The sequence below is a fragment of the Nonomuraea fuscirosea genome, assembly GCF_003001935.1.
Taxonomy (GTDB): Bacteria; Actinomycetota; Actinomycetes; order Streptosporangiales; family Streptosporangiaceae; genus Nonomuraea; species Nonomuraea fuscirosea.
Genome location: NZ_PVNG01000003.1, coordinates 41,069 through 58,613 on the forward strand (window position 1 = coordinate 41,069; position 17,545 = coordinate 58,613).

Genomic DNA, 17,545 nt, shown 5'->3' on the forward strand with positions numbered 1-17,545 from the left:
CGTGGACAGTCGCCTGAATCAGGCGATCCAGCGGCGCGGTTGCTGGCCGCGCTGCTCGAAGACGTCGGTCAGCGGCGCTCCTCCGTGTCGATGACGCCGTCGACGTAGCCTCTGGCGTAGTCCCAGCTGACGTAGTCGGCGGGGTCAGGGTGGAAGGCCGGCTCGTGCACCTGCGGCTGGCCTTTCTCGATCATCTGCTTCAGGTTGCCGCGCAGCAGCTCCCAGTCGAAGAAGTGCTGCTCGCCGCATTCCGGGCAGTCGAGTACGAGCCCCAGAACCCCCTGCGGTTCGAGCAGGGAGCGGAAGACCTCGACGTCGGCGAGGTCGGTGATGGCCTCGTCGCGTTCGGCCGCCGTCAGTGGCTCGGCGTCGTCGAGTGCGCCCATCGCTGAGGAAGGGTCGTTCGGATCGTCCGCGAACGGATCGCGGGGGACGTCTTCCAGCACCTTCCCACCATATGACCGAAGCGGCCCCAGCGGTGGGCTTTACCTCAGCCATCCGCGTCTGGCGGCCTCCACACCTGCGTGGAAGCGGGATTGAGCGCCCAACTCGGTCATGGCCTCGGCGAATCTGGCGCGTACGGTGCGTACCGACACGCCGAGCTGCCGGGCGATCGAGTCGTCGCACATGCCCTGGGCGGCCAGCCGCAGCACCTGGACCATGGCGTCGCTCCGGCCGCTCCAGGGGAGGGGCAGCGCGCGGGCCCACAGCTCGTCGAAGAGCGAGCTGAGCATGCCGACCACGACGGACGTGCGGACCAGGTAGAAGTTGTAGGCGTGGTCGGGCAGGTTGCCGCCCCAGAGCGCGGGCAGGCCCGCGACCTCGGTGCCGGCCGTCATGAACCAGCTCGGCAGCCGGTCGAGCGTGCGTACCTGGCCGCCCGTCTCGGTCAGCTCGGTCAGCTGGTCGCGTACGCCGGGAAGCACGAGGCTGGAGACCGGAATGATCGCGCGAACCGTGAGAAGGTTTCGTTTTTGCGCGTCAATCCATGGATCCGCAAATTTCCGCGCAAAGTCGGTCATAGTGCGATCGTCGGGAACGGCGGTCAGTAATTTCATCGGCGGCGAATGGGACTGCACGGCGATGCCCACCACGCTCTCGTACAGGACGTCCGCGCCGCTGGCCATCTCCACCGTGAAATGGCCGCTACGGTAGTCGCGTCCGGCGTCGTAGTCGCGGATCAGGCTGCGAATGGACCCGAGCGCCGAGTCGATCATGCGACTCTCCTCGGCCAGCCGGTCGAGACGCTCGGCGATCACCCTGCCGAGCGCGGCCGCGGGATGGCGGGCCAGGTACTGGCCGGACTGCTCGTCGATCACCCCCAGTTTCACGAGGTCGTCGAGCTGGCGGCCGACCTTCTCGACCGGGCCGTCCATGGCCTGGGCGAGGTCGGTACGGCTGGCTTTGTGCAGCCGCAGCACCGCCGAGTACAGCGCGGTCTGAGCCTGGTCGAGGCCCAGCGTCTCGAAGGGATCGGACACGGTTCGGGGCTCGTTGCGCATTTTCTGCGGCTCCGGTGGGGGGTCACGGGCGTGCCGCGAGGATAACTCCGTATTACGCCTGTGTCCGCGTGTTGCGCCGACTCGTCAGACGCCTGGTGCAACTTCGTGCAATTGCACGTTTGCACATTGCAATGTGCCGGTGAGTAACGCATTCTTTACCTAGCGTCGGCATCCAGGTAGGGCGCGGCAGCGCCGGCCATCAGGACGCGGAGGGGGGTTCGGTGGTTGCGTTGCGCTGCCGCACCCGGATGCCGGTGGCCGGGGGATGGGACGGATCACCGACCGTCCCATCCCCCGGCACTTCGATGATGCCGGGAGTACGACGGACCGTGGGGGCCCGTTGTGCTCCCGGCATCATCGTTATCCACGCCCGGGTACGGGGTCCGGGTGCTGGGGGCCGCGCCGGTGCTCCATGGCGGCACGCCCGTCCGCATGGGCGCCCAGCGACGGCTCCTGTGGTGAGCGGTGAGGCCGTGCGGGGTGTTTTGGAGGCAGGCCCTAGACTTGGCTCAATCAGCGCAACGGCAGGAGGGGCCGCAGCATGTCCAAGTTCACCGAGACAGGTTTGACCTTCGACGACGTGCTGCTGGTGCCGGGTTATTCCGACCTGCAGCCGGGAGAGGCCGACACCCGGTCCCGGCTGTCCAGGGACATCACGCTGTCCATCCCGCTGATCTCCGCCGCGATGGACACCGTCACCGAGGCCCGCATGGCCGTCGCCATGGCCAGGCAGGGCGGCATCGGCATCCTGCACCGCAACCTGTCGGTCGAGGAGCAGGCCCAGCAGGCCGACCTGGTCAAGCGGTCCGAGGCCGGCATGGTCACCAACCCGGTGACGTGCAGCCCCGACGACACGCTGGCCGACGTCGAGCGGCTGTGCGCCACGTACCGGATCTCCGGGGTGCCCGTGACCGACGTGGCCGGCACGCTGGTCGGCATCGTCACCAACCGCGACATGCGCTTCGAGACCGACCAGTCGCGGCCCGTGCGCGAGGTCATGACCAAGATGCCGCTGGTCACCGCGCCGGTCGGGGTGTCGCGTGACGACGCGTTCGCGCTGCTCAGGCAGAACAAGATCGAGAAGCTGCCGCTCGTCGACGGCGAGGGCAGGCTGCGCGGCCTGATCACGGTCAAGGACTTCACCAAGAGCGAGCAGTACCCGCTGTCCACCAAGGACGCCGACGGCCGGCTCATCGTCGGCGCGGCCGTGGGCGTGGGCGGCGACGCCGAGGTGCGCGCCAAGGCGCTCATCGAGGCCGGGGTCGACGTGGTGGTCGTCGACGTGGCCCACGGTCACTCCAAGGGGCTGGCCGACATGATCGCCAAGGTCAAGGCCAACAGCAAGGTGCAGGTCATCGGCGGCAACATCGCGACCAGGGCGGGCGCGCAGATGCTGGTCGACGCGGGCGCCGACGCGGTCAAGGTGGGCGTGGGCCCGGGCTCCATCTGCACCACCCGCGTGGTCGCCGGGGTCGGCGCGCCGCAGGTCACGGCCATCCACGAGGCGTCCAAGGCGTGCGCGCCCGCCGGGGTGCCGGTGATCGGCGACGGCGGCCTGCAATACTCCGGCGACATCGTCAAGGCCATCGCCGCCGGGGCCGACACGGTCATGCTGGGCTCGCTGCTGGCCGGCTGCGAGGAGTCGCCCGGCGAGCTGATCTTCATCAACGGCAAGCAGTTCAAGTCGTACCGGGGCATGGGCTCGCTAGGCGCCGTACGCAACCGCGAGCGCGGCGGCACCTCCTTCAGCAAGGACCGCTACGCCCAGGCGGACGTCGGCGGCGAGGACAAGTACATCCCCGAGGGCATCGAGGGTCAGGTCCCCTACCGCGGGCCGGTCGCGGCCGTCGCCCACCAGCTCGTCGGCGGGCTGCGCCAGGGCATGTGGTACGCGGGCTGCCGGACGATCCCGCAGATGCACACCGACTGCGAGCTCATGCCGATCACGGCGGCGGGACTCAAGGAGAGCCACCCCCACGACATCCAGATGACCGTGGAAGCTCCGAACTATCACAGAAGGTAAGTCATGACTCAGCAGGTGGAGATCGGCCGGGGGAAGACCGGGCGCCGGGCGTACTCGCTTGACGAGATCGGCCTGGTGCCCTCGCGGCGCACCCGCGACCCGGAGGAGGTCTCGATCGCCTGGCAGATCGACGCCTACCGGTTCGAGCTGCCCGTGCTCGTCGCTCCCATGGACAGCGTGGTGTCCCCGGCGACCGCCATCGAGATCGGCCGGCTCGGCGGCCTGGCCCCGCTCGACCTCGAAGGACTCTGGACGCGCTACGAGGACCCGCTGCCGCTGCTGGAGGAGTGCTCCGCCCTCGACCAGGCGGCGGCGACCAAGCGGTTGCAGGAGATCTACGCGGCGCCGATCCAGGAAGAGCTGATCGGCCGCAGGATCGAGGAGATCCGCGCCTCCGGCGTGACCACCGCCGTGCGCCTGTCACCGCAGCGTACGGTCCAATACCACAAGACCGTGATCGACGCCGGCGTCGACCTCTTCGTCATCCGCGGCACGACGGTCTCGGCCGAGCACGTGTCGGGGCGGGCCGAGCCGCTCAACCTCAAGCAGTTCATCTACGAGCTCGACGTGCCGGTCATCGTCGGCGGCTGCGCCACCTACACCGCCGCGCTCCACCTCATGCGCACCGGCGCGGCCGGCGTGCTGGTGGGCTTCGGCGGGGGCGCCTCGCACACGACGCGCACCGTGCTGGGCGTGGCGGTGCCGATGGCCACGGCGATCTCCGACGTCGCGGCGGCCCGGCGCGACTACATGGACGAGTCCGGCGGCCGCTACGTGCACGTCATCGCCGACGGCGGCATGGGCACCTCCGGTGACATCGCCAAGGCCATCGCCTGCGGCGCGGACGCCGTCATGGTCGGCTCGCCGCTGGCCCGCGCCGCCGAGGCGCCCGGTCACGGGTTCCACTGGGGGTCCGAGGCGCACCACCCCGACCTGCCGCGCGGGCGCCGGGTCGGCTTCGGGACGGTGGGGACGCTGGAGCAGATCCTGCACGGGCCCTCCAGCGTCGCGGACGGGTCGATGAACCTCATGGGCGCGCTCAAGCGGACCATGGCGTCCACCGGCTACTCCGACATCAAGGAGTTCCAGCGGGTCGAGGTCGTGGTCGCACCCATCCAGCGCTGACTCCGGCCGATCTTCCGGGCGGGCCCCCAGCGGGTCCTCCCGGTCGGAACCCGCCCCGGCGGGTCCTCCCAGCCGATCTTCGGGCCGCTCCTCCTGGTGAGGGGTGGCCCGTATTCGTGTGTTGAGTAGGGTTCCTGCCATGGAATCCCTTGAAGAGAGGCTCGCCCGGCTGGAGCAGCAGGTCGCGTACCTTCAGCGTCATGTCGGCATCGACCCCGACACCGGCGAGGCCCCGGGCGGCGGCCCTGAGCTGCCGCCGCGGTTCTACCAGGAGTTGCGTGACGGCAAGCTGATCAGGGCCATCAAGACCTACCGCGAGTCGACCGGCGCCTCGCTGGTCGTCGCCAAGAACGCCGTGGAGTCCATGGCGCGCCGGCTCAAGGCCGGCGGCTAGGGGCCTCACCCGGCCGTCTCGGGGCGGCGGTAGGTCATCAGGACGGTGCCGTTGCCGAACGTACGGGTGCCGGTCAGGGTGAACGTGGCCGGGGCGAATCCGCCGTGGAAGGCCGGGATGCCCGCCCCCGCCACGACCGGGTAGCACTTGACGATCAGCTCGTCGATCTCGGGCAGGAGCTGGGCGGCCAGGTTGCCGCCGCCGCACAGGTAGATGTTCAGGCCGTCCTCCTGCTTGAGCCGGCGGACGAGACCGAGCGGGTCGCCGGGGACGAGCTTCACGGCCGGGTCGTCGATGCTCTTGATGGTGCTGGAGACGACGTACTGGCGCAGGTGCGCGTACGGGCTGGTGACGCCGGCGGCCAGTCCTGGCTCGTAGGAGCCGCGGCCCATGACGACCGTGTCGAAGGTCTTGTTCGGGACGTCGAGGCCGACGTGGGCGCGGATGTGGGTGGGGATGGTCTCGGGGTATTCGCTGTTGAGGTAGGCCGCCATGTCGTCGGCCACGGGGTAGAAGTCGTACTCGCCGTTCGGTCCGGCGATGTAGCCGTCGATCGAGGTGGCGATGTAGTAGACGAGCTTTCGCATACGAATGAACTCCATCTGAAGTACTATGGCTGAAGTGGTTTGACCGTAGTACTACAGATGGAGTGGTGTCAAGGTGGTCAGGCAGAATGTGGCCCGGCGGGCGGCGCTGATCGACGCCGCGATCGAGGTGCTGGCCAGGGAGGGCGCCCGCGGGCTGACGTTCAGGGCGGTGGACGCGCAGGCGGAGGTGCCCACCGGCACCGCCTCCAACTACTTCGCCAGCCGCGACGACCTGCTCACCCAGGCGGGCGGCCGGATCTACGAGCGGCTGCAGCCCGACCCGGCGACGGTGGCCGACAGTCTCAGCGGGCCGCGCGACCGCGACCGGGTCGCCGTGCTGATCCAGGAGGTGGTGGATCGCGTCTCGTCGTTCAGGTCCGGCTACCTGGCCCTGCTGGAGCTGCGGCTGGAGGCCACCAGGCGGCCCGAGCTGCGCGCCGTGCTGACCGGGCACATCCGGGCCGACGTCGACGCCAACGTCCGCCACCACCTCGACTCGGGGCTGCCGGGCGACGCCGACACCGTGGTGCTGCTCTACCTGGCGATGAACTGGCTGGTGCTCGAACGGCTCACGCTGCCCGACGTGTTCGGCGAGGAGGAGATCGGCAGGCTCGTGACCAGCGCCGTCGAACGGCTGGTGCCCTAGCGTGCGGCCATGGCGGATCCTCGACGGCCGGTGTCCTGGCGTGCGGCCTTGGCCGATCTTCGACGGCCGGTGTCCTAGCATGCGGCCATGGCCGATCTTCAGCACACGCACGAGCTGGTCTACGACGGCGACCGCGTCAGCAAGCGCTACGTGGACGGCAAGCCCGGCGCCGCCGAGCGTGAGTGGCGGGCGCTGACGCTGCTGGCCGAGCATGCTCCCGGCCTGGCGCCCGAGCCGATCGCGTACGAGGACGGCGTCGTGATCATGTCGAGGATCGGCGGCGCGTCGCTGCGCGGGCTGCCGGCCAGGGACGTGCACGTCGCGGCCATGGCCGCGACCCTCGCCGAGCTGCACGCCGCGGTGCCCGAGCGGGTCCTGCGCGACGTGCCCGTACGTCCCTGGCAGCGGGAGGCGCTGGTCGACTGGGTCCTGCGGCGGTGCGCGGCGTGGCAGCCGCGGGAACCGCCGGCCGACCGGGCCGTCAAGGAGGGGCTGCGGTGGCTGGAGAGCTGGTCGCCGGGAGAGTCGGGGGTCAGGCCCGCGTTCGGGGCGGGTGACGGCAACCTGGCGAACTTCCTGTGGGACGGCGTCCGGGTGCGGGTCGTCGACTTCGAGGACTCCGGGCGCAGCGACGTGGCGTGGGAGCTGGCCGAACTGGCCGAGCATGTGTCGATGTGGGTGGACGGGGAGGTGGAGATCGCGCGCAGGTTCGAGCTGAGCCCGCAGGAGGAGCGGCGGCTGCGGGAGTGCCGCAGGGTGCACGCGCTCACCTGGCTCTTCCTGCTCTCCCACGAGAGCCCGCGCAACCCGCCGGGGACTTTCGAGCGGCAGGTCGAACGGGCACTCGCGATTCTGGAGGCGTGACGCCGGCGCGCGGGCTCCGGCCCTGCCACCGAGCCGGCCGGTGAAGGGCGGCCGGTGGAGGGCGCGGCGGTCCTGGGCGGAGCGGCCGGTCAGCCCGTCAGGACGCCCAGGAGGTGGGTGACCTCGCGGGCCACCGCGTCCCGGCCTGCCTTGAGGTATTTGCGGGAGTCGACGACTCGTTCGTCGTGTGCCAGGTAGTCGCGTACGGCCCCGGTGAACGCCTTGTTCAGGTGGGTCGCGATGTTGATCTTCTTCATGCCCTGCCGTACGGCCTCGCGCAGCACGTCGTCCGGCACCCCCGAGGAGCCGTGCAGCACCAGCGGCACCGGCACGGCCGCCCGCAGCTCGGCGATGAGCTCCAGGTCCAGCACCGCGTCCTTGGTGGTCATCGCGTGGGAGGTGCCGACCGCCACGGCCAGCGCGTCCACGCCGGTCCTGGCCACGTAGTCGACCGCCTCGTGCGGCTTGGTCCTGGCACCCGGGGCGTGCACGCCGTCCTTGCCTCCGACCTCTCCCAGCTCGGCCTCCACCCAGACGCCGCGCTCGTGGCACCAGGCCGCGACCTCGGCCGTGGCGGTCACGTTCGCCTCGTCGGGCAGGGCCGAGGCGTCGTACATGACCGAGCCCAGGCCCAGCCCGACCGCCTCCTCGACGAGCGCGCGGTCGGTGGCGTGGTCGAGGTGCACGGCCACCGGGACGTCGGCGCGCCTGGCCACGGCGAGGCAGGCGAGCGCGATCGGCTCCAGGGCGCCGTGGTAGCGCACGCAGTTCTCGCTGATCTGGAGCACGACCGGCAGCGCGAGGGCCTCGGCGCCGGTGACGATCGCGGTGGCGTGCTCCAGCTGGATCACGTTGAACGCGCCCACCCCAGCGGGTGACTGGCTGACGATGTCGCCGATGCTGGCGAGGGGCATGGAGTGCTCCTTACGTGATGATGATCTGAGGGTGGATGTCGGCGTACACGTCGGGGTCGAAGTCTCCGGCCACGGGCGTGGCCACGGCCGCCGCGCCGAGCGCGGCGGCGCGCCTGAGCCGGGCCGGCCAGGGCTCGGCCTCGACCAGGCCCAGCGCCAGCCCCGCCACCAGCGAGTCGCCCGCTCCCGTCGGGTTGCCGCGCACGGTGTACGGCATCCGTGCCCTGAACGTACCCTCACCGGTCACGGCCAGCAGTCCCTCCGCGCCCATGGACACGACCACGGCCTGCGCGCCCTGCCCGCGCAGGGCCTGCGCGCCCTCGGCAGGACTGCCGCCGGGCACCGCCCTGGCCAGTTCCTCCGCGTTGGGCTTGACGATGGCGGGCCGGCCCTTCGGGGCGTGACGCAGGGGGTCGCCGTCGGCGTCCACGATGGCGGGCACGCCCTTACCGGCCGCGACCGCCGCCAGCGCCGCGTAGGTGTCGGCCGGGACGCCGCGCGGCAGGCTGCCCGAGAGGACGACCGCGTCCGCGGCGTCGAGCAGCGACTCGAAGTGCCGCAGGAAACCGGCCAGCTCGTCGGCCGTCACCTCGGGCCCGGGCTCGTTGAACAGCGCCGTCCGCGCCTCACCGGCAGCTCCGTCGGATCCGGGCTCGCCGGCGGATCCGGGCTCGCCGGTCGGCGCCGGCCGGGGATCGCCGGAAGCGGTGGGTTCGGCGGGCGGAGTCGTTCCCGAGACGGGGAGGTCGGAGACGGTCAGGGTGGTGCGGGAGTCGCCGGCGATGGGGTGGAGTGCGGCGGGCAGGCCGGCCGCGCGCAGGTCGGCCTCGACGGCCCGCCCTGTGGGGCCGCCCGCCAGGCCCGTGACCAGCACGTCGTGGCCGAGCGCCGCCAGCACCCTGGCCACGTTGACCCCCTTGCCGCCCGCCCGCCGGTGCACGGCGCTGACCCGGTTGACCCCGTCCCAGTCGACGCCGGGCACCTGGTAGGTCACGTCGAGCGCGAGGTTGAGCGTCACCGTGAGAATCATCAGGGCTCCGTGATCCAGACGCCGTCCTTCATGACGCCGTCCACCTCCAGGGAATCCGACAGCACCACCAGGTCGGCCGCCTTGCCGACGGCGATCGAGCCGATCCGGCCGGCCAGGCCGAGCACGCGCGCGGGCGTGAGCGAGGCCACCTGGACCGCGTCGGGCAGCGACATGCCCACCTCCTGGACGGCGCGCCGGAAGGCGACGTCCATGGTGAGCGTGGAGCCGGCGATCGAGCCGCCCTCGGCCAGGCGCGCCACGCCGTCACGCACGTGCACTCGCATGGAGCCGAGGGCGTAGTCGCCGTCGCCGAGGCCGGTGGCCGACATCGCGTCCGTGATCAGCACGGTCCTGCCGGGCCCGGCCACCTCGTACGCCAGCCGCAGCATCGCCGCGTGCACGTGCACCCCGTCGTTGACCAGCTCGACCGTCACCCGCTCGTCGTCGAGCAGCGCCGCCACGGGCCCGGGGGCGCGGTGGCCGAGCGGCGGCATCGCGTTGTAGAGGTGGGTGGCCACGCTCGCGCCGGCCTCGATGCCGACGATCGTCTGCTCGTAGTCGGCGTCGCTGTGGCCGATGGCGGCGATGACGCCCTCGGCCACGGCCATCCTGATCGTGTCGAGCGCGCCGGGCAGCTCGGGCGCGATGGTGAGCATGCGGATGTGGCCGCGCCCGGCCTTGATCAGCCCGGCCAGCTCCTGCGGCGACGGCTCACGTAGCAGCGCGGGGTCGTGCGCCCCGCAGCGCGCCCTGGAGATGTACGGGCCCTCCAGGTGGAGGCCGGCCAGCAACCCCTCCTCGCACAGCTCGGCCAGCGAGGCCGCCGCCCTGGTCAGGCCCTCGATCGAGTCGGTGACCAGGCTGCCCACGGTGGTGGTGGTGCCGTGGCGGCGGTGCAGCGCCACGGCGTCACGAGCCCTGTCCTGCTCGCCGGTGGGGAAAGAGCCGCCCGCGCCGCCGTGGTTGTGCAGGTCGACGAAGCCGGGCACGACGTGCCGGCCGCCCACGCTGAGGCCGGCACGCGGGGCGGATCCGTGGCCGACATGCGTGATGCGGCCGTCTTCTATGGTCAGCCACCCCTCGTGCACTCCCTCGGGGGTCACGATCCTGGCGTCGGCAAGAGTAAGGCTCATGGAGAAAGGATCACAGATCGCGTGAGGTGCATGGGCTCGTCGGGGTCGAGCCCGCGGGCGAAGGCCCGCGCCACGGCCACCCGCTGGGCGCGGATCAGCTCGGCCATCGGGTCGAGCGCGCTCTCCACGAATGTCGCGCCGGTCGCCTCGACCTGCTCCCGCAGCCCGTCGGGGGCGGCGCCGAGCATCCACGTCACGCGGCCGGGCGCGGCGATGCTGATCGGGCCGTGCCGGTATTCCATCGCCGGGTACGCCTCCGTCCACGAGCGGGACGCCTCGCGCATCTTGAGCGCCGCCTCCTGGGCCAGCCCCACCGACCAGCCGGTGCCGAGGAAGCTGAACTGCTCGGCCTCGACCAGCCCGGCGGGCAGCGGCGCGGCCACGGCCTCCTCGGCGTCGGCCACGGCCTGCGTGAGGTCCTCGCCCAGGGCGGCGCGGAGCATGGCGAGCTGCGTGGTGGCGAACCTGGTCTGCACGACCGAGCGCTCGTCGGCGTAGTCGAGCACGACGACCTCGTCGGCGGCCGACATGATCGGCGTGCCTGGGTCGGCCGTGATGGCCGTGGACCTGGTGGAGGTCTTCGCCAGCAGGTCGAGGACCTCGGTCGTGGTGCCCGAGCGCGACAGCGCCAGCACGCGGTCGTAGCCGCGGCCCTCGGGGAACTCGGAGGCGGCGAAGGCGTCGGTCTCGCCGTGCCCGGCCCGCTCGCGCAGCACCGCGTACGCCATCGCGACGAACCACGACGTGCCGCAGCCGACGACGGCGACCCGCTCACCCCGTCGCGGGAGCGCGCCGGCGGGGACGTCGGCGACGGCGCGGCGCCAGCACGACGGCTGGGACGCGATCTCGGCCTCGGTGTGGCTGGTCACCGATTACCTCCGGAAAATTGATTGTTTCTGCTCTTTTTATATCAGCAGAGAGCAAGAATGAACACTGATAGCCCTGGCGTCCCAGCCTGTGCCACGCTTGCTCCTGTCCTCGTCCCTCAGGGAGGCCCACGTGTCCCGCTACGACCGCTGGAACGCCATCCTCGAACTGCTGGCGCAGGAGGGAAGGCTGTCGGTGGAGGAGGCCGCTCAGGCGCTCGACGTCTCCACGGCGACGATCAGGCGGGACTTCGACCAGCTCGCCCAGCAGCAGATGCTCATGCGCACGCGCGGCGGCGCGGTGGCGCAGAGCGTGAGTTACGACCTGCCGCTGCGGTACAAGACGGCCAGGCACGCCGGCGAGAAGCACCGCATCGCGGCCGCGGCGGCCGAACTGGTGACGCCGGGGGCGGTGATCGGGCTCAACGGCGGCACGACCACCTCCGAGCTGGCCCGCGTCCTCGCCACGCGCTCCACGCTGGAGAGCGGCTTCACGATCGTGACGAACGCGCTCAACATCGCCGCGGAGCTCACCGTCCGGCAGCACGTCAAGATCGTGGTCACCGGCGGGGTGGCCAGGCAGCAGTCCTACGAGCTCATCGGGCCGCTGGCCGGCGGCGTGCTGGAGCAGGTGACGCTGGACGTGGCCTTCCTGGGCGTGGACGCGCTGGACGTCTCGCTGGGCGCCTCGGCCCACCACGAGGGCGAGGCCAGCGTCAACAACCTGCTGATCAGCCGGGCCGCCCAGGTCGTGGTGGTGGCCGACTCGTCCAAGGTGGGCAAGCGGGCCTTCTCGCGGATCTGCCCGATCGGCGGGATCGACACGCTCGTCACCGACGCCCAGCTGTCCGATGCGCTGGCGAACGAACTGGCGGACGCCGGGGTGAAGGTGATCAGGACGTGAGCGTCCTGTTCGTCGCGTTCCGTTACGCCAGGGGCTGATCGGTCCCCGCGTTACTGGTCCGGCTTCGGGCGGGTAGGTACTGGGACGCAAGGCGACGATGCCGTGTCAGGGGGAGTTATGACGTCGGGAAGAAGCGCGGCCCGGCTCGGGCCCGCCGAGCGGGCCGGGGCGTTGGAGCGCATGACGGCCCAGGAGCTCGACGTGGTCGTGGTCGGCGGCGGCGTCGTGGGCGCGGGCATCGCGCTCGACGCGGCCACGCGCGGCCTCGACGTGGGCCTGGTGGAGGCCCGCGACTTCGCCTCCGGCACCTCCTCGCGCTCGTCCAAGCTCATCCACGGCGGCCTGCGCTACCTGGAGCAGCTCAACTTCGAGCTGGTCCGCGAGGCGCTGCAGGAGCGGGCGCTGCTGCTGCAACGCATCGCGCCGCACCTGGTCAGGCCGGTGCCGTTCCTGTTCCCGCTGACCCACTACGCCTGGGAGCGTCCCTACGTGGGCGCGGGCGTGGCCCTCTACGACACGCTCGGCTTCGCGACCGGGGTGACCAGAGGCGTGCCCGGCCACCGCCACCTGTCCAGGTCGCGGGCGCTGCGGCTGTCTCCCGCGCTGAAGAAGTCCGCCTTCACCGGCGCCATCCAATACTGGGACGCCCAGGTCGACGACGCCCGCTTCGTGATGACCACGCTGCGCACGGCGGTCACCTACGGCGCGCACGTCGTGCCCAGGGCGCAGGTCGTGGGGTTCCTGCGCGAGGGCGAGCGGGTCACCGGCGTGCGCGTGCGCGACCTCGAGTGCGGCGAGGAGTTCGAGGTGCGGGCCCGGCAGGTCGTCAACGCCACCGGGGTGTGGACCGACGACATCCAGGAGCTGGTCGGCGGGCGCGGCCAGATCCACGTCCGCGCCTCCAAGGGCATCCACCTCGTCGTGCCGCGCGACCGCATCCACTCGCTGACCGGCATCATCCTGCGCACGGAGAAGTCCGTGCTCTTCGTGATCCCGTGGGGCCGCCACTGGATCGTCGGCACCACCGACACGGAGTGGACGCTCGACAAGAGCCACCCCGCCGCCTCCCGCACCGACATCGACTACCTGCTCGACCACGTCAACGCCGTGCTGTCGGTGCCGCTCTCGCGCGACGACGTCGAGGGCGTCTACGCCGGGCTGCGGCCGCTGCTGTCGGGCGAGTCCGACGAGACCTCGAAGCTGTCCAGAGAGCACGTGGTGGCCCATCCCGTGCCGGGGCTGGTGATGATCGCCGGCGGCAAATACACGACCTACCGGGTGATGGCCAAGGACGCGGTCGACGCCGTGGCGCACGGCCTCGACCAGCGGGTGCCGCGCTCGTGCACCGACCGCATCCCGCTCGTGGGCGCCGAGGGCTACCAGGCCCTGTGGAACTCCAGGCATCGCATCGCCCACGACTCCGGGCTCCACGTGGCCAGGATCGAGCATCTGCTCCAGCGCTACGGCTCGCTGATCGACGAGCTGCTGGGCCTGATCGACGACGATCCTTCACTGGGCCGGCCGCTGTCCGGGGCCGACGACTACCTGCGGGCCGAGATCGTCTACGCCGCCACCCACGAGGGCGCCCGCCACCTCAACGACGTGCTGACCCGGCGCACGCGCATCTCCATCGAGACCTTCCACCGCGGGGTGGCGGTGGCGCAGGAGGCCGCCGAACTGCTGGCCGGGCCGCTCGGCTGGGACGGCGAGCAGGTGAAGCGAGAGGTCGAGTACTACACGAAGCGGGTCGAGGCCGAGCGGCGCTCGCAGGAGCAGGACTCCGATCACGAGGCCGACGCGATCCGGCTGGGCGCGCCGGAGATCGTCCCGGTCGTCGCGCCGGAGCCGATGTGACCTGAAAGCGTCGCGGGGTCGTGGAGAGGGGCGGCCCGCGGCGCTGCGGGGTCCGCGGACCGCCCTTTCCAGGATGGTTCTCCGAGCCGGCTCACGACCTGCTCATGAGCTCATGAGCTCATGACGGGGGGTAGCGCGTCGCGTCGTGCACGTCGAGCAGCGGCTCCTTGACACCGTCGCCCGAGTCGTCGGTCCAGTTGCTGTTGCCGGTCGAGATCAGCGCGCTGCGCACCGCCAGCGATCCCGTCCGGTTCGTCGGCTTGTTGGCGCCCGAGGTGAGCAGCCCGGCCGCGCCCGCCACGTGCGGGCTGGCCATCGAGGTGCCGCTGATCGTGGCGTAGCCGCCGTTGCGGTAGGTCGAGTAGATGCAGGTGCCGGGCGCGGTGATCTCGACGGTCGAGCCGAAGTTCGAGTAGAACGCCGACGTGTCGTCCAGGTCGCTCTCGCTGCGGCACGACAGCGTGCTGCCTCCGGCTCCGCCGGCCAGGCCGTCGTTGTCGGTCAGCGCCGAGACGGTGACCACGTCGGGGTGGTTGGCGGGGAAGAAGCCCGAGGTGTTGGCGTGGCTGTTGCCCGCGGCCACCACGACGACGATGCCGGCGTTGACCGCGTTCGTGATCGCCGTGCTGATCGCGCTGCTCGAACAGCCGCTGCAGCCCAGGCTCAGGTTGATCACCTCGATGGTGGACGCGCGCGCCACCACCCAGTTGAGGCCCGCGGCGATGCCGGACAGGGTGCCGGAGCCGGCCGCGTTGAGGACCTTGACGCCGTGGATGCGGGCGCCGGGCGCGACGCCCACCGGGCCGATGGTGTTGTCGAGGGCGCCGACGGTGCCCGCGACGTGGGAGCCGTGGCCGTTGTCGTCCACGCCGGAGTTGTTGACGCAGACGCCGGTCTGGCAGTTGGTCCGCGCGACCACGTTCAGATCGGGGTGGGTGTTGTCCACGCCGGTGTCCACGACGGCCACGTCCACGTCGATGCGGACGTCGTCGACGCCGTCGATGTCCAGGTTGGGGTTGCTCGGGCCGAAGATCCGGCGTACGCCGGTGGGCACGGTCTGGACGAACGCCTTGACCTCGGCGTCGGGCTCCACGCTGAGCACGTTCGGGTTCTGCTTGAGCTTCTCGGCCGCCGCGGCGCTCAGGCGGGCGGTGTAGCCCTTGAACGCGTGCTCGTACACGCCGACGAGCTCGCCGCCGGCCTGTGACACCTGGTCGGACGCGACGCCGTGCGGGGCGCGCATCGCGGGGTTGAGCTGGACGATGTACGTGCCGTCCGGAGCCGCGGTGGCGGCAGAGACCGGGAGCGGCGCGGCGAATAACGCCAGCGCGCCGACGAGCGATGCGAGCAGGGGGGTGCGTGTTCGCATGGCAGCGTGGGCCCCTTTCTGGGGTCGTGGACCACGGGCCCGCCCTGACGCGGACTCCCGGTCCGACATGACTTTGTTAGTAAAGCTTTCACCAGATGTCGGGATATGTCCATAAAAAAGGTGCCGATTCGCTACGAATCGGCACCCTTTGGTTGCTTAACGGAGTGGGATCCAGGATTGTGCGGCGAGCCTGGTCAGGTCGTTGACCTGCACGCCCTCGTACGAGAGCGTCCAGAGCGAGTCGCCGATGATCAGCGAGCGCTGGATGCCCGGCTGATAGGCGTAACCGCCCTCCTGGCGCTGCGTCGGATGCTTGATCAGCCCGAGCTTCTGTACCCCGGAGTCCTCGATCTTGAGCACGAGCGCGCCCGACTCCTCCCGCTGCGTCAGCGGGATCACCGACAGGCCGGTCTTCGGCCAGTACAGGAACGCGTGCGGGTCCCACTCGGCCCCCGAGCCCGAGTCCTTCTGGAACAGCCGCGACAGGCGGCGCGGGCCGGTCGGGTCGCTGACGTCGAACAGCGAGACCTGCGTGCCGAGCGTCCTGCCCTTCTCGCTGGCCTCCTGGCCGATGCCGATGAGCCGGCCCTCGGCGCCGGGATGCAGGTACGCCGAGTAGCCCGTGATCTTCAGCTCACCCGTCACCTTGGGCGCCGCCGGGTCGCGCAGGTCCAGCGTGTAGAGCGGGTCGACCTGGCGGAACGTGACGCAGTAGCCGATCGGGCCGATGAACCTGACCGAGTAGATGCGCTCGCCCTTGCCCAGGCCGCCGACCTCGCCGACCTTGGCCATGGTGTCGGCCTTGAGCACGTAGACGGCGCTGGAGCTGCCTTCGCCGTCGCCCGGGTCGCGGGTGGTGGCGATGCGGAGGTGGCCGTCGTGCTCCGAGAGCGAGTACTGGTTCAGCAGCCGTCCCGGCACCTTGCCCGAGGCCACGTAGACGGGCGCGCCGGGGGCGGTGATGTCGAACCGGTGCACCTCGGTCTCTTCCGGCGGGGCCGTGGGCGTCGGCAACGGGCTCGGCTCAGCGGAGGAAGGGGTGGCGGGGTCGTCGGACGCGGAGGCGCTGGGCACGTCGGGCGCGGGCGTGGCGGTGCTCGGCTCGTCAGGCGCGGGTGTGGCCGTACCGGTCGGCGGGGAGACGGGGACGCTGGGGTCGGTCGGGGTGGGCTCCTCGGCCGGGGCGACGGGGGAATCCGCCGGGGTCGAGTCCGCGGGGGCCGAGTCCGCTGGGGCTGAGGCCGTCGCGGGCGGGGTCGTGGCGGGGGGCGGGGGCTCGTCGATCGGCATCGGGCGTACCGGGAACCACCAGCGTGGGTTGCTGGCCACGTACAGGCTCTGCCCGGTGCCGTAGACGATGTCGCCGTCGGCGGCCAGCACGATCGGGTCGGTGCCCGCCGCCGTGACCCCCTCCGCCAGGTCGATGGTGTGCACGGTCAGCATCGAGGTGCCGGTGTAGTCGGCCGGATGGCTGACCCGCTCGCACGGGACGGTGCTCTTGGTGACGGCGCCGGACGCGTCCGTGATCTCGATCTTCGGCAGCCACGCTTCGGCCGGCGCCTGCCGGACCGCGGCCTGGTTCGCCTTGAGGCGCTCGGCCTCGGTGGCCTCGCCCTTGGGCTCGGGGAAGGTGACGTCGGGCTGGCTGCGGGTGACGAGCCGCACGGTGGAGCCGACCATCCTGGCGTCCACGTACGAGCCCTGCGGCTTGATCGTGCTCAGCACCTTGGGCTCGCCCGACAGGTCGACGACCACGTAGCGGGTGTCGCTGGGCGGCCCGATGGGCCTGGCGGTCTTGTACATGATGTCGCCGCCGCGCATGAGCACCAGCGCGCGGTCCCCGGAGAGCAGCAGGTCGGACGGGATGCCGGGGCCGTCGTGCTCGGTCAGCTTGAGCGACGCGGTGATCTTCCTGGTGGCCGTGTCGATGATCCGCAGAGTGCCGTCGGAGACCGTGATGACCCGGTTGCCGTCGGTCTTGACCAGGTCGGGCTCGTCCACGCCGGCTTCGTGCACGTTCGTGGTGGAGTGCTCGGGCGCCGACTTCCCCTCGGGCACGCTCGCCCTGGCGTCCCTGGCGAGTGCCATCGGCATGGCGCCGCCGAACCCGTACGGGCTGACGTTCTTGACGGCCTGCTCGCGCAGGCCGGCCAGCAGGTCGTCACAGCTGCTGTAGGCCACCAGACGGACGGCGCCGAGGTCCGCCCGCACGGGCGGCGGGTTCCTGGTCCCTCCTGTCGAGGAGGTGCAGGCGGCCGTGACCGCCGCGAGTGCCGCGGCGGTCACAGCCGTGCGGATCATCGTCTTCATGCCCTCATCACGGCTGCGCGGCCG

16 protein-coding genes are annotated in these 17,545 nt (G+C 71.3%); 7 read left to right on the forward strand and 9 right to left on the reverse strand.

Going from position 1 to position 17,545, the window contains the following annotated elements; translation table 11 throughout:
• Positions 1–68 precede the first annotated feature (68 nt).
• Entirely contained in the window at positions 69–446 is a 378-nt protein-coding gene (locus B0I32_RS07295; protein WP_080043188.1) for a DUF5319 domain-containing protein, read from the reverse strand.
• Positions 447–485: 39 nt separating this feature from the next.
• A complete protein-coding gene (locus B0I32_RS07300; RefSeq protein ID WP_245955658.1) occupies positions 486–1,481 on the reverse strand; it encodes a helix-turn-helix transcriptional regulator in 996 nt (331 codons plus the stop codon).
• Between the two features lie 562 nt (positions 1,482–2,043).
• On the opposite strand from B0I32_RS07300, the gene guaB reads away from it, so the two are divergent.
• The 3 genes from guaB (at position 2,044) to B0I32_RS07315 (ending at position 5,044) form a co-directional block, all read left to right on the forward strand.
• Positions 2,044–3,525: an IMP dehydrogenase gene (gene guaB / locus B0I32_RS07305; RefSeq protein ID WP_106236160.1), complete on the forward strand. Its 1,482-nt coding sequence runs from the start codon at positions 2,044–2,046 to the stop codon at positions 3,523–3,525.
• 3 nt (positions 3,526–3,528) lie between these two features.
• On the forward strand, positions 3,529–4,650 hold the full coding sequence (locus B0I32_RS07310; protein WP_181307130.1) for a GuaB3 family IMP dehydrogenase-related protein: 1,122 nt from the start codon (positions 3,529–3,531) through the stop codon (positions 4,648–4,650).
• 139 nt (positions 4,651–4,789) lie between these two features.
• Positions 4,790–5,044: a hypothetical protein gene (locus B0I32_RS07315; protein WP_106236162.1), complete on the forward strand. Its 255-nt coding sequence runs from the start codon at positions 4,790–4,792 to the stop codon at positions 5,042–5,044.
• Positions 5,045–5,049: 5 nt separating this feature from the next.
• Here B0I32_RS07315 and B0I32_RS07320 read toward each other — a convergent pair whose 3' ends face one another.
• A complete protein-coding gene (locus tag B0I32_RS07320; RefSeq protein WP_106236164.1) occupies positions 5,050–5,631 on the reverse strand; it encodes a dihydrofolate reductase family protein in 582 nt (193 codons plus the stop codon).
• A gap of 73 nt (positions 5,632–5,704) precedes the next feature.
• On the opposite strand from B0I32_RS07320, the gene B0I32_RS07325 reads away from it, so the two are divergent.
• Together B0I32_RS07325 and B0I32_RS07330 are read left to right on the forward strand one after the other, a co-directional pair.
• Positions 5,705–6,277: a TetR/AcrR family transcriptional regulator gene (locus B0I32_RS07325; protein ID WP_106236166.1), complete on the forward strand. Its 573-nt coding sequence runs from the start codon at positions 5,705–5,707 to the stop codon at positions 6,275–6,277.
• 87 nt (positions 6,278–6,364) lie between these two features.
• A complete protein-coding gene (locus B0I32_RS07330) occupies positions 6,365–7,141 on the forward strand; it encodes a phosphotransferase family protein (protein WP_106236167.1) in 777 nt (258 codons plus the stop codon).
• 89 nt (positions 7,142–7,230) lie between these two features.
• Here the strand turns inward: B0I32_RS07330 and B0I32_RS07335 are convergent, their stop codons facing one another.
• The 4 genes from B0I32_RS07335 to B0I32_RS07350 are packed head-to-tail and all read right to left on the reverse strand — an operon-like array spanning position 7,231 to position 11,087.
• Positions 7,231–8,055: a class II fructose-bisphosphate aldolase gene (locus tag B0I32_RS07335; protein WP_106236169.1), complete on the reverse strand. Its 825-nt coding sequence runs from the start codon at positions 8,053–8,055 to the stop codon at positions 7,231–7,233.
• A 10-nt stretch (positions 8,056–8,065) separates the two neighbouring features.
• Positions 8,066–9,085 carry a 1-phosphofructokinase family hexose kinase gene (locus B0I32_RS07340; protein ID WP_106236171.1) on the reverse strand — a complete coding sequence of 340 codons (1,020 nt, stop codon included), beginning with the start codon at positions 9,083–9,085 and terminating at the stop codon, positions 8,066–8,068.
• Positions 9,085–10,218, reverse strand: coding sequence for an N-acetylglucosamine-6-phosphate deacetylase (nagA, locus tag B0I32_RS07345; protein WP_106236172.1), 1,134 nt, complete (start codon positions 10,216–10,218; stop codon positions 9,085–9,087). Before nagA ends, B0I32_RS07340 begins: the two co-directional genes overlap by 1 nt.
• Entirely contained in the window at positions 10,215–11,087 is an 873-nt protein-coding gene (locus tag B0I32_RS07350; protein ID WP_106236174.1) for an SIS domain-containing protein, read from the reverse strand. The genes nagA and B0I32_RS07350 overlap by 4 nt, the downstream gene beginning before the upstream one ends.
• Before the next feature lie 130 nt (positions 11,088–11,217).
• Between B0I32_RS07350 and B0I32_RS07355 the strand changes: the two genes are divergently transcribed.
• A complete protein-coding gene (locus tag B0I32_RS07355) occupies positions 11,218–11,988 on the forward strand; it encodes a DeoR/GlpR family DNA-binding transcription regulator (RefSeq protein WP_106237012.1) in 771 nt (256 codons plus the stop codon).
• Positions 11,989–12,105: 117 nt separating this feature from the next.
• Positions 12,106–13,842, forward strand: coding sequence for a glycerol-3-phosphate dehydrogenase/oxidase (locus tag B0I32_RS07360; RefSeq protein WP_106236176.1), 1,737 nt, complete (start codon positions 12,106–12,108; stop codon positions 13,840–13,842).
• A gap of 118 nt (positions 13,843–13,960) precedes the next feature.
• On the opposite strand, the gene B0I32_RS07365 is transcribed toward B0I32_RS07360, so the two are convergent.
• On the reverse strand, positions 13,961–15,211 hold the full coding sequence (locus B0I32_RS07365; protein ID WP_106236178.1) for a S8 family serine peptidase: 1,251 nt from the start codon (positions 15,209–15,211) through the stop codon (positions 13,961–13,963).
• A gap of 156 nt (positions 15,212–15,367) precedes the next feature.
• Entirely contained in the window at positions 15,368–17,521 is a 2,154-nt protein-coding gene (locus tag B0I32_RS07370; RefSeq protein WP_245955659.1) for a beta-propeller domain-containing protein, read from the reverse strand.
• Positions 17,522–17,545: the final 24 nt, after the last annotated feature.